Genomic DNA, 11,296 nt, shown 5'->3' on the forward strand with positions numbered 1-11,296 from the left:
CCATGGACGACGGTGCGCGCGATACCGAGAGCCGGCTCGTCAGGATCGAGCGGCTCGTGGAGTCCGGCGAGCGTGAAGTGGCGCCCGCCTGGCGGCGGGTGACCCACGGCGAGCCGCGCTGGGCGGTGACCGCCGCGATCCTGGTGGCGGTCACCCTCCAGCTGATGCTGCCGCACCGGCTGGCCTTCCGGCCGTCCTGGGTGCTGCCGGTCCTGGAGCTGGTCCTGCTGGCGGGCCTGATCGCCGCGAACCCCCGGCGGGCCGAACCCCGGAACAGGCGGTTGCGGTGGCTGGGCCTGGCCCTGATCTGCTTGATCAGCCTGGCCAACGGCTGGGCGGCGGCCCGACTGGTGGCAGGTCTGGTGAACGGCACCGAGGGCCTGGACGCCGGGTCGTTGCTGCTGACCGGCGGCGCCATCTGGCTGACGAACGTCATCGTGTTCGCCCTGTGGTACTGGGAGTGGGACCGCGGCGGTCCGGCGGAACGCATGCTGGGCCGTCACCGGTTCGCCGACTTCCTCTTCGTGCAGATGCAGAGCCCGGAGACCGCACCGTCCGACTGGGAACCGGCGTTCCTGGACTACCTGTACCTCTCCTTCACCAATTCCACCGCGTTCAGCCCGACCGACGTGATGCCGCTGTCGCGCTGGGCCAAGATGCTGATGATGCTCCAGTCCACGGTCTCGCTGGTGACCGTGGTGCTGGTGGTGGCCCGCGCCGTCAACATCCTGGGGTGACCGTCGCAACACCGCGGCCCAAGCAGCGTCCGGGCACGGCCCTCGGCCCCCCTCCGCATCGGCCCCGCCCTCTGCATCGGCATCGGCATCGGCATCGGCATCGGCACCCGAGCCCGTACGCCGTCCACGACGCGGCCGCCCGGACAACAAAGGTGCTCGCTGCATCTAATGTGCCGGATACACCACGATCGAGGGGAGCCCGGACATGGCCGAGGTGCCGACCGAGGGAACCGGCAGTGACGGGGACGCGGTGGTCGCGCTCCGTGATGTGAGCGTCCACCGCCACACGAGCGGCCGGGTGATCCTCTCGGAGATCGACTGGACGGTGCGTGCCGGTGAGCACTGGGCCCTCCTCGGAGCCAACGGCGCGGGCAAGACCACCCTGTTGCGGCTACTGGGCGCGCTGATGCATCCCACGACCGGGAGCGTCGAGGTGCTCGGTTTCCGGCTCGGCCGGGTCGACGTGCGCGAACTGCGCGCCAGGATCGGCCATGTGAGCACCGCCCAGCGCGTTCCGCAGGACATCGACGCCCACACGGTCGTCCTGACGGGCCACACCGGCACCGTGCAACCGCTGTGGCGGAACTACGACGCCGAGGTGCGCGGGCGCGGCCACGAGCTGCTCGCCGAGCTGGACATCAAGGAGCTGGCCGACCGGCCGTACGGCGTCTGCTCGGGCGGGCAGCGGGCCCGGATCCTGATCGCCAGGGCACTCATGGCCGAGCCGGCCCTGCTGCTGCTCGACGAGCCGTTCAACGCCCTGGACCTGCCCTCCCGCGAGGATCTCGTCGAAGCCATGCAACACCTCGCCGAGAGCCGCCCGGAACTGGCCACCGTGACGGTCACCCACCACCTGGAGGAGCTGTCCCCGGCCGTCAGCCACACACTGCTCCTGCGCGAGGGGCGCGTCCTCGCGCGTGGTCCCGTCGACGACACCCTGACCGATTCCTGGATGACCAACTGCTTCGGGCGCCGTATCACCGTGGTCCGGCACGATGGTCGCTGGGCGGCCTACTCCGGTCGTCACAAGGCCAGTTGACGGGTGTCTTGGGCACGGTGCCGTGACGTGGCGGTGACCGGCACGACCCTGCGGGCGGCGCCGCCGGAAAGGACCGCTCGGCTGCCGCTCGGCGAGCGCGGACATCCGGTACGGGCCCGGCGGAAGGTCTCATCGTGGACGGATCCGCGTGCGGGGCGCACCGATCGAAGGAATGCGCCCTGTACGCGCCTGCGTCTGTACGGCGAAAATGCGCCTGTCGACGGTCATTTGGCCTAGACACCGCGTACCCCCGCCGCCAAGTACCAGGAAAGCAGGTCGGCTGCCGTGCTGTTGCGTCTGCCCACGTCCGTGTCCGAAGCACAGGAGTGCATGACCGAGGGTGCGGTGCCGATCGGCGGCGCCACGCTGGTGTGGGCCACCTGGCAACGCGACGGTTTCCCCGACCACGCCATGTCGCTGCGCGACCTCCCGGAGGCCAATGCGATCGGGCGCGAGACCCTCGGCGCGGCCGTGGTGCTGAACCGCATAGACGACCGTGTGCCCGAGGTGATGCGCCGGGCGGCCGCCACCGTGGGGACCGGAGCCGTACGCCGGACGGCCACCGTCGGGGGCAACATCGTCGGCAGCACGCTGCGTTGCCTGCTGCCCGCGGCGCTCGTCCTGGACGCCCGCGCGGTGATCCTGGAGCCGGAGGGCGTGAACGAGACCGACCTGGCCGAGGTGCTGGCCAAGCGCCACCTGCTGCTGAGCCTGCACTGGCGCGAACCGGTCGCCAGCAGCTACCACAAGGCCGCGGGCGAGGCCGGTGGGCCGCCGCCACTCGTCATCGCCGCCGCCGTGCACCCCGCCGACGACGGACAGCGCCTCCTTCGCGTCGCCGTCCGCGACGACGAGGAGGTGTTCAGCGACAGCACCCTGTGCCACACCGACGCCGAACAGGATCTCCGGGCACTGCGCGACGGCCCCTTCGGCCGGCTTCCGGCCGCGACGTGGGATGCGGTCCGCCGGCACGCCACCGATCTCCGGGCGCGCCCCGCCGACCGCTAGGAGGGCGAACGTCGGCGAGTCGGGTCCGCAGGCTTGTCCGCCGGACCGACTCGCCGACTCGCCGGCTCGCCGAGCGCGGAGTTCCAGGTGCCCTACCTCGGGTCGCCGACCGGCGCGGGAGCCTGGGCCGCTCGCCAGTACCCGACGGCGTGCACGCGCTGGCGGGGCACGTTCAGCTGGGAGCTTCCCCAAGGCCGGGTAGTTAGCGTTTTCGCTGGTCACGCAAGGGGCGTTGGAGTCCATGCTGTGGCGGCATAGAGGCCGGGGCCCAGTTTGTGGATGAGGCCGATTTCGGCCCATCTGGAAAGCTGTCGATACATGGCTTCCATGGTGATGTCGCCGAAATGGGAGGCGATGTCACGGGGGCGCCAGAGGCGGTTGGGGTCTTTCTCGAGCAGGGCCAGGATTCGGTGACGGCGGCGCTCGGCGAGGGCGGTGTGCCGGTCGTCGCGGGAGACGGCGGGGAGCTGAGGGCGGGATTCCGGAGGCTCGAGGACGTTGATGTCGAGACCGGTGATGGTGCGGCTGGTGTCGGGCCTGCCGTCCTCGTGGCGGGTGCTGTAGCGGGACATCGGTGACTTGACCTTGCGGGTGCTGACCCGCCGGCGTCGGGGCGGGAGGAGACGGGTCAGGATCCGGTGCCCGATCAGTCCGAGGTGACCGGCGTCGGCGGGGTCGGTGATGACGGCGGCGGCCTGGACGACCTGGTCACGGGCGGTCTGGAGGGCGACGGTGAAGCAGCAGCGGTCCGGATCAGTGCCAGCCAGCGCCTCCGCAGCCTCGACCATCACAGTCCGCAGTACCTGGTAGAGAGTGAGCAGGGCCCACATCTCCTGCTCGATGCCAGCCGGGTCGCCCGAGCGCGGGTTGCGCCCGTAGGTCCGCATGTGGTCGGCGATCGACCAGCCCATCAGGCGTTTCGAGCACAGGTCCAACACCGTTGCCAGATAAAGGAATTGGCCGTTGCCGATCGGGAGATAGGTGATGTCTCCCACGCACTTGGTGTTCGGCTCCTGGGCAGCAAAGTCCCGCTGGCACAGCCGGCCGTCAGCGGCTTATCAACATCACCAACAGAGTCCCGGCATTGCCTCTAGACACTCCCCCTCCAGCAAGGCTGGTGGCGCATCTTCCGCAAGGCCACCCTCGCCGGCGAGTCATTCGCCGGACCAGCCGAGATCGAACACGCCACCCGCCTCACAACAACCCAGCTCAACGCCCAAGCCCGGCCTTGGGTATGGGGCGGGCCCGCACCACCAACCCGTCTACTGCGGAGCCGATATGTATACAACCAACGAGGAATCCGGCACTATGCGACGGCCGCCGTGACCGGCGGCGATCGGACCGTCGAAAAGATCATTGCGGGACAGCCTTTAGGAAGCGTCGAAGCAAACGCTGCGCCAGCTCGTGTCGATAATACTCTGCCATCCTCAAGGGAGTTTCACCATCTGCAGCGGGAAGCTCCGGGTCGGCACCGTAGGCCAACAGAATGGCTGTCGCGACAGTATTCAACGGGTAGCCCGACTGGAGATGCCCGTCGCCTTCTACATCGATAGCGTGAGTGAGCAATGTATGGCCGAAGCACATCTCGTTAGGGTCGGTACCAGAATCCAGGAGCACGGTAAGTGCTTCGTAATTACTTCCTTCTACCGCCTTGTGTGCGGGGGTCCATTCATCACCGCTTAGACGCGGATCCGAGCCGCTTTCGCCAGTCATCCATAGCTCCCAGTAAGTCGACTGCAGGCTCGCATGAACCATATTCCGTGCTGTCCTGGATGGTAGCACCAACGGCACGTAGAGCGCCTGCACCAGGCGCTCCACGCTTCATTCCGCGCTTCCGGCCCACCGACTCCGGACTAATCTCCCGATTCGTAGTTGATGCGAATGTTTGGAAATTCTTGCGAGAACTGTCCGATGACAGACGTGCACGAGAAGCAGGCCTGCTGGGTCGAGTAAAGTGTAATACTTCCGCTCACATTTGACGCATCGCCGAGCCTATTCGCGATGTAAGTGAGCATCTTGTACTCGGTGTCGTTGTCGCGCGCATTATTTCCGGTAGAGCTGGCCGTATATCGGGCCGGATTTTCGGGACTTCCCACATCGGGAATCCACCCCTTTCGGCCGCCCTGACTCTTGTCCTTACCGCTGGCCGCCTTCAGTATCTCCGACTCGCCATCACCCAGCCGCAGAACACCACCCAGCCCTGCTTTCTTCCTGCTGAGCTCACTGTTGGCAATGGCGTCCTCTACCACCTTCCTGGCTGTTACTTTCTCCGATGCGACCTGCGTGCGAGCGGCAAGTCGCTCTTCGAGTGAATGCGCAAATCCGAAAGCTATGCTGGCTGCCCAGGTGCTGCCACCGGAAGAGAATGCTGCTCCAGAGACGTCACATGCGGTCTGGTCGTTATGGAAGGTGCAGTTGTAGTAGTCGTCGAAGACCGTCATTTCCTTGTAGCCGTGGGCGACGCGCTCACGGAACTGAGCGTCGCACCCGGAACTGACGGAGACACCACAAAGGTTGCCTCCGGTGATCGTCGGCGTTTGCTCTGCTGCCCAGTCGAGTGCTGCCGAACATGCCGCGTCGCAGTTGCTGGTGACAGCTCGGTCGTCGTAGTAACCGTAGTGGGATGTCTCCCACGGGTATTTTTCTTCCCACGTCTGTCCTGTGGAGAAGTCCGGGGAAGCGTGGGATTCCTTGAACTGCCATTCGCCGTCACAGCTCGAGCCCGAACAGGAGGTCGAGTTCGAGAGGCCGGTGGGGTCGGAGGTGGTGACGGGGTTGTTCTCTGAGTAGGTGTAGCCGTTGAGTGACTGCGGCTTGGTGGGTTCGATGAGCGGGTCGACGGACATGAACCGGCCGATAGTCGGGTCGTATTCTCGAGCTCCGAGGTGGGTAAGGCCTGTCGACTTGCTGTCGTCGGTGCCGCCGACGAAGCCCTTGGTGCCGGGCCAGGTCTTGGGGAAATCACCCCGTGCGCCGCCGAAGGGCAGGCTGCGCCGCTGGGCGAGTGTGAGATCGCTGGCCTGGATAGCCAGCTGGCCGGTGCCTTGGTGGTCGGCGATGGTAAAGGCGAAGGTGCCGTCGTCGTTGCGGATAGCGGTCTGCCCACCGCTGAGTCCGATGTAGCGGGTGGCCTTGGCCTTAGCGGCGCCCTTGGGCAGGGTGACCTCGGTGTGCCCGAGATAGAGAGTGGTCTCCGAGTCCGTGCGGGCGATCAGACGGTTGCCGTCGGCGTCGTACACGTACTCGGTGGTCTTGCTGCCCTCGGTGACCTTTATGAGGTCGCCTTCGTTGTCCCAGAGCAGGCCCTGGCCAGGGCGGGTGATGGTGTTACCTGTCTCGTCGTAGCTGTACGAGGCACTCTTAATCCCCGACGGATCGGTGGTAGTGACCGAGGACAGGGCGTGGGCCTGCGGCTTGCCCACCCCCAGATAGTCGTAGCTGCGCTTGATGTCCTTGCTGCTGTCGCCAGCGGTGTTGTGCTGGGTCTCGGTCTTTCGGTTGCCGAGCTTGTCGTAGGTGTAGGACTGCCAGTACGGGGCCGGGCCGCCGATGCTGCTGCCTGTGGGAGCGCTGGCGCAGGTGGCGGTGTTCTGGGTCCAGGTCTCGGTCAAATGTCCGGCGTAGTCGTAGGTGAAGCACTGGTTGTCGGTGCCCGTGCGGGAGACGTCCGACATGGACAGGACGTTGCCTGCCTCGTCGTAGCGGTACGTGGCATCGCGGTCGACGCCGGGCTGTTCCTCACGGTCCACCCGGGAGTTGGCGAGCCGCTGGGTGCCCCACTCGTAGGCGTTGGTGACTTGGGTCTTCTTGCCGCCGTTGGTCAGCCCCATCTGGTAGACGAGCGGCTTGCCGGTGAGGCTGTAGCTGGTGCTGCTAGTCATGCCCTGGCCGTAGACCGAGGTCGGGCGCAGGGTCTGGTCCTCGTAGGCGTAGTTGAACGATCCGCCAGCCAGGGATCCGGCCGCCGAGTAGCTGACGGAGGCGACCAGGCCGGAGGACTTGTAGGTGGTGCCGGTCTGGTAGGTGCCCGCCAGTTTGCCTTCGGCTGCCGGGATGACCACGGCGGTCTTGGTGGCCTGGTACAGGCGGCTGTAAGCGGTGACCTTGGACGTGTACGCCTCGCCGTTGACGTAGCGGGTGGACTCGGCGAGCTGGCCCTGGGCTCCGGAGATCGTGTCGTAGACCCACTTGGCGCGCAGCTTGCCGGTGGCAGAGCCTTCCCTCGTCTCGGTCTTGCGACCGAGGTTGTCGTAGACGTAGTAAAGGGCTGGCACCTTGGGACGGGCGTCCTCGGTAGAGATCAGCTGCCCGCGGTCGTCATACTCGCTGGTCACTGTCCCCTTGTCCGGGTCGCTCACCTGCCTCTGGCGGCCCAGCTGATCGTAGGTGTAAGTCCAGACGTTGCCGTCGGCGTCACTGATCCGCTCGAGTTCTCCGCGCGGGGTGTAGTCGTATGTGGTGGCGACATAGCCGGAGTCCGTGCTGCGCGTGAGGTGCTGGCGCAGCTCCGTGGCGTTACCGCGGGCGTCGGCGAGGGTGGTGGTGGCGGTGCCGCCCACTGGAGGGATGACCGTGACCCGGTCACCGCCGTAGATCGTTTTGGTCGATGACATGACAGTGCCGCCGCCGCTGTTTCCTGCGACCTGCTGAGTCTGTACCGCCCGACCCAGTCCGTCGTAGGTGGTGCGCGTCTGGGTTTCGACTTTCAAAGCGTCGTCGGGCTTGAACAACTCCGTGGTGGGTTGGCCTGTTGAGTAGTAGGCGGCGAAGTTCTTTGCGGCCAGGCCGCGTTCGTCGTAGAACGCGTCGGTGAGGACGCGGCCGCCGTCCGGGCCCGGCTCCTGGGTTTGGCGTTCGCGCAGGAACCCGTCGTAGAGCACATACGAGGCGATCTGGCCGCCGTTGTTGTCCAGGATCTTGGTGCCGACGGCGACCGGCTTGCCCTCCGTGTAGCTGTAGGTGAACTCGTAGTTCGGGGTTTGGGTGTTGGTGCGGTCGGCCAGCCAGACTTTGGAGGAGCGGCCGAGGGCGTCGTAGGCGAACTGGGTGGCGTTGCCGTTGGTATCGGACTGCTTCAGCGTCTGGCCCCGCAGCGGGTCCAGGTCTTCGAGAGTGGTCTGCGCAGTGGTGGAGTCGGCGGCTACCGCGGGCGGGGTGGTGACCTTCTTCTGGGTCGGCAGGCCGGTGGACGGGGTGTACGTCGTGGTGGTGGTGCGGCCGTCCTTGCGCTCGACGCGGACCGGGGTGCCGTCCTTGTCGACAGTGACGTCGGCGATCAGGTCCGTGCTGGTGAGCACGCGTCCGTAGCCGTCGAAAGTTGCGCCGGACTCCAGATAGGCGGCCTTGGTGCCGTCGTGACTTTTCAGGGTGGCCGTGGCGGTTGCGTCGCCCTTGGTCGGCGCAACACCGTAACCCTGCTTGTCATAGCCCGTGCGGACGTCGGAGATGACGTCCTTGGTACGGTCGACGGTGGCGTCGCACGCCTTGGCGACGGTCTCGACGCGCTGCGTCAAGTTGAGGATGTTGTCGGTCGTGTTGGTGGCGTAGGTGGTGCGGGTGCACTGGTTGTCGGTCGAGGTGGAGTTGTCTTCGAAGTCGTTTACCTCGGTGACCCGCCCGGCGATGGTGTCGTGCTCGGTCGCGCTGGAGGTAATGCGCCACTTGCTGCCGGCGCCGTCGTCGAGCGAGGTCCAGCTTTTGCTGCTGGACGTGCCGGTGAAGTTGGCGGTGACGGTGCCCCAGTCGCGGACCTTCTTCGCCGTCTCATGGTGCCAGGGGCGGCTTACGGTCTTGGCGAGCACCTTGCCGTCGGGCTTGTCGAAGGTGACGGTCTTGTATTCAAGTCCGGCCGTGGACTCATGGTCGGTGATCGGGTCGCCCTCGTCTGCGTCCAGCGTGACGGACACGGACTTGGTGCCACCGCTGGTGTCCTTGCGGTCGCCGTCCACGCCGCGCAGGAAGTAGGAGTCCTTCTGCGTCTTCAGGGCGTCGGTTCCGCCCTCGCCGCCGGTGCGGACCCGGACATGGCTGTAGCCGCGCCACTGCGACCAGGTCTTCTCCTTCTCCTTGGTTAGCCCGTCGTCGTCAGCGAAGTGCCAGGCGCCACCGCCCAAATACGAGTACTTGGTGACCTGGTCCGGGGCGCCGCCAGTGCGGTCACTCGCCACCACGCTGTTGACGACGTACTTGTTGAACCACTGCTTGTCCGGGTCGTCCGCGCTGTCGCCGCCGATGTACTGCGGGAAGCACCGTGTGGTGTTCGTCTCCGGCGTCGGCAGGGCGTTCCAGTCACAAACGGCGGTCGAGTAGTTGACGTCGATCTGGCCGCCCGACTCGTCTGCCACGGTAGACAGGCGGGCCTTGATGAAGGGCGCGTAGCCGTCGCCGGTCTTGTCGAGTCGGTTCTCCAGCTGCGTGTAGGAGAACGTGGTCTTCGGCAACTTGACCGTGGGGGTGGCGGACTGACCGGTGTGCTGGATGCTGTCGAGTAGCAGTTGGTAGTCGGTGTCGGCCATGCCCCAGCGATGTTCCAGGTGCCAGTTGTCGGCCTGACCGTAGGAGCCGTCGCTCTTGAGCACTTGGGTGGTGACGTCGGTCAGGCGCTTGCGGGTCCAGAACGACGGGGACACGCGGCCGTTGTCGCACTTCGTGTCGGCCTTGCAGTTCAGGTCCCAGGGCGTGTCGTACCAGTAGAACGCCTTGTCGTCGATCGTGGACGGATCGCAGGTCACCCCAGTCTGCGGCAGGCAACGCTCCGTGCCGTCGAAGACAACCTGGCCGAGTGCCTTGTCCGCGTACATCCGGGAGGACTTCAGACCGTAGTCGATGCGCTTGAGGTAACCGCCGCGGGTGTAGGGGGTGTCGTCCTCCGGCTTGAGATTGCGGCCGTAGGAGTTCATTTCCTTGGTGTAGTTGTAGGCCATGGCGTTGCCGTGCGGGTCGACCACGTAGTCGACGTTCCACCGCCACGCCTGCTGGCACCACGAGCCAGCGAAGTCGTCGGCGTGACAGGGTTCGCCGGAATCGTTGCCGTAGACCGGGACGGTCCAGGCGGAGTCCGTGATGTCCTTCCCATCGGTCCAGCCCGGCAGGCGGTTGTAGCCGAAGTAGTAGCGGGTGCCGTCGGGAGTGGTCAGGCGCCAGTACTCGCCGTCCTTATCTCCGTTGCCGCGGTTGCTGGAGGTCAGGCGCTTGATCTTGGTGCCGTCATCCTGCTTCAGCTTGTATTCGCCGTCGCCGATGGAGACGAGCTCGCCGCCCTTGCCGTTGAAGGTGATGAAGGCGTTGTCGTAGGCCCAGCACAGATCGCCGGGTTTGTTGCCGTCGGCGTTCTTAACTCCGTCGTCGGCGCATGGCTTGTAGCGGCGCTCGATGAAGCCGGGCGACAGGTCGAAGCCGTCGCCGACCCAGGATCCCTGGTTGTTGGAGCCGCCGGTGCGGCCGTCTATGGAACCGGAGGAATAGGACAGGCCCACTGTCGGCTTGAGTCCGCCGGGCACGGCGGGGACATCCATGCCGTAGGACCAGGCGAAGTCCCCGGTGTTGAGGTTCGTGCTCCATGTGGCAGACGGGGACAACGAGGTCGCTTCGTAGTCACCCTGGCCACCAGATGCGGCGGTTGTCGCTGCCAGCACGGTGGCCGTGCCCGACTGGACGCTGATGGACTTCGCGGTCAGGGACTGCTGTTCGGCGTCGCTGGTGGTGGCGACGGGCTTCGCGGTTCGACAGGCTTCCCGGTTCGGCGTGGTCAGGGCGCAGGCGGGCAGTTCCACCAGTCGCAGACGTGAGGCGTAGTCGCCGCCGAAGGACTCGGCGAAGCTGCCATAGTCAACGCTGACCGACACCCGGCCCGCTACAGCGCCCGCTCTCGCCGTCGCCGTGGTTTGAGTCGCGTTGGGCCTGAGGGTGAAGAGCATGCCCCGCACACCCGCGCGTTCAGCCTGGCTGTGGCTCAGGACGTGCGTCTCGACGCTGTCCAGGGCGGCCTGTCCAGTGGCCCGCTGGGCTTTATCAGGTCTGTCGTCCTTGGCGCGGGCGATGCGGACGGGTATCCCCTTGGCCTGGGCGGAGCCGGTCTTGCCGGACGTCGCAGGAACGTCAATCGTCGCGCGGGCGGGCTTCGGCCAGTCGTTCTGGGGGGTTCTGCTGGGAGTCCTGGAGTTCTTGGGACGGGTGCGGGGTTTGACCTTGATGCCGTTGGAGCCGGGGACTGGCTTCTCCGACTTGGGCATGCCCGGGAGACCACCGCCGGCCGCGGCGGCCGGGCCCGCTCCCACCTGCAGGAGCGTTCCGACCAGGACGGCGGACAAGCCAAGCGCGGTTCTGCGCAGCAGCCGACCTCTGGGATGGCGCGGAAACTTCGGTTTCATCCAATTCATCCATTTTTGCCGGGCGCCCTTGCCCGTAAGCGGGCACGACGGGGCGCGGAAGTGGGGGTCGTGGGTGTCGCGATGTTCACCGGCACCGTCTTCTTCAGCCAGTACTTCCAACTGGCGCGGGACAAGTCCCCGAC

The 11,296-nt window shown here is 66.3% G+C and carries 5 protein-coding genes and 1 pseudogene; 3 read left to right on the plus strand and 3 right to left on the minus strand.

Annotation, left to right across the window (positions count from 1 at the left end; genetic code table 11):
- Window positions 1-2: 2 nt before the first annotated feature.
- From ACWD68_RS26785 to ACWD68_RS26795, 3 genes are all read left to right on the plus strand, one after another.
- Window positions 3-737, plus strand: a complete 735-nt coding sequence (locus ACWD68_RS26785; RefSeq protein ID WP_451809010.1) for a hypothetical protein — start codon at window positions 3-5, stop codon at window positions 735-737.
- Window positions 738-942: 205 nt separating this feature from the next.
- Complete coding sequence (locus ACWD68_RS26790) at window positions 943-1,776, plus strand: ABC transporter ATP-binding protein (protein WP_451809011.1); 834 nt, start codon at window positions 943-945, stop codon at window positions 1,774-1,776.
- A gap of 285 nt (window positions 1,777-2,061) precedes the next feature.
- A complete protein-coding gene (locus ACWD68_RS26795) occupies window positions 2,062-2,784 on the plus strand; it encodes an FAD binding domain-containing protein (RefSeq protein ID WP_451809012.1) in 723 nt (240 codons plus the stop codon).
- Between the two features lie 878 nt (window positions 2,785-3,662).
- Here ACWD68_RS26795 and ACWD68_RS26800 read toward each other — a convergent pair.
- The 3 genes and pseudogenes from ACWD68_RS26800 to ACWD68_RS26810 all read right to left on the minus strand — a co-directional run.
- Window positions 3,663-3,824, minus strand: a pseudogene (locus ACWD68_RS26800) (DDE-type integrase/transposase/recombinase); the annotation flags it as partial.
- A 313-nt stretch (window positions 3,825-4,137) separates the two neighbouring features.
- Complete coding sequence (locus tag ACWD68_RS26805) at window positions 4,138-4,497, minus strand: ankyrin repeat domain-containing protein (protein ID WP_451809013.1); 360 nt, start codon at window positions 4,495-4,497, stop codon at window positions 4,138-4,140.
- 140 nt (window positions 4,498-4,637) lie between these two features.
- Window positions 4,638-11,153, minus strand: coding sequence for an RHS repeat-associated core domain-containing protein (locus tag ACWD68_RS26810; RefSeq protein WP_451809014.1), 6,516 nt, complete (start codon window positions 11,151-11,153; stop codon window positions 4,638-4,640).
- Window positions 11,154-11,296 lie beyond the last annotated feature (143 nt).

Source organism: Streptomyces sp. NPDC005141 (assembly GCF_053599975.1).